Source organism: Streptomyces sp. HSW2009, assembly GCF_040240285.1.
Classification (GTDB): domain Bacteria; phylum Actinomycetota; class Actinomycetes; order Streptomycetales; family Streptomycetaceae; genus Streptomyces.
The window spans coordinates 1-1,460 of sequence record NZ_JBEHZD010000976.1; the positions used below are offsets into that span (position 1 = coordinate 1).

Below are 1,460 nucleotides of genomic sequence, written 5' to 3' on the forward strand. Positions count from 1 at the left end.
GGGGGGCGGGGGGGGGGGGGGCCGGGCGGCGGCGGGCGGACCGCGACCGGACGCGCCGGCGGCGGCCGAGCGGGAACGGGACGGCACGCGGCGGCCGATGGGAGCGGATGGGCCGGGCGGAAGCGGTGGGGTACGCGGAGGTGGTGGGGCGTACGGAGGTGGCGAGGCCCGCGGCGGTCGGCGGGCAGCCGGTGGGTCGGGGGATGCGCTGGCGCTGGTCGGCTCGGGTGCGGGTGCGGGTGCGGGTGCGGGTGCGGGCGTGGATGTGGATGTGGCTGGGGGGCTTGGGGCGGGGGCCGGAGGCGTGTGGGTGGCCGGGTCCGTGGGGCCGTACGGGGCGATGCTGGCGGACGGGAGCGAGTACCGGGGCCGGTACGGGCTGAGCGTGCGGAAGCTGACGGAGTTCCACCGGCCGCGCATAGCGGCGCTGGCCGCCGCTCGGCCGGACGTCCTGGCCCTGGAGACGGTGCCGGACGTCGACGAGGCGGAAGCGATGCTGCGGGCTGCCGAAGGATGTGGCGTGCCGGTGTGGCTCTCGTACAGCGTGCAGGGAAACCGAACGCGGGCCGGCCAGCCGCTGGAGCACGCCCTTGCGCTGGCGGCCGCCCACGACCAGGTGATTGCGGTGGGCGTGAACTGCTGCACGCCGGCCGATGCGGATGACGCCGTGCGGCTGGCGGCGCGGATCACGGGGAAGCCAGTCGTGGTCTACCCGAACAGCGGCGAGGAATGGGACACGACCGCGCACGACTGGCGCGGCCGGAGCACCTTCGACCCGGCGCGGGTCGCCACCTGGCAGACCCACGGGGCGCGACTGATCGGCGGCTGCTGCCGAGTGGGCCCCGACCACATCGCGGAGCTTGCGCTAGCGGTCGGGGGAGGGTGAGGGACGGGCGAGCGTGGGGTGGGGATGGGCGTGGGGGTGGGGGCGGAGAGGGGAGGGAGGGGGAGGGGAGGGGGGAGCCCCCCCGCCCCCCGGGGAGAGAGAAGCAGAAACCTCGGCAGGGAAGGCAAAGAGCCCCCCGCCTGAGCCCCCACCGAAAGAGAAGCGGAAACCACGGCAGGGGGGCGCAGCAGGGGACCCGGCAAGGGGAAGCCAACAGGGGTACGCAGCGAGAAGATGAAGCAGGGAAGCGCCGCAAGGAAACGCCACCAGCGAAGGCCGCAAAGGAATTCGGTGGGGTGTGGGGGCGTTCCCGGCGATAATCGGGCGTGTGTTCTTATCCCTGACCACCACTGGTGGCTCCGAACTGCCCGCGACCGACCTGGGTTTCCTGCTGCACAAGCATCCGGAGAAGGCCCAGCGGTTTTCCACTGCGTATGGTGTGGCGCACGTCTTCTACCCCGAGGCGTCGCCCGAGCGTTGCACGGTCGCGTTGGTGCATGAGGTGGATGCGGTGGCGTTGGTGCGGGGCGGGCGGGGGAAGGGTTCGGGGGCCCGGCGTGGTGCGGGGTCGACC

At 73.9% G+C, this 1,460-nt stretch carries 2 pseudogenes; both read left to right on the top strand.

What is annotated here, in order from left to right:
- Window positions 1–298 precede the first annotated feature (298 nt).
- Window positions 299–886, top strand: a pseudogene (mmuM, locus tag AAHZ94_RS33960) (homocysteine S-methyltransferase); the annotation flags it as partial.
- 328 nt (window positions 887–1,214) lie between these two features.
- Window positions 1,215–1,460 (top strand): annotated as a pseudogene (locus AAHZ94_RS33965) (3' terminal RNA ribose 2'-O-methyltransferase Hen1); the annotation flags it as partial.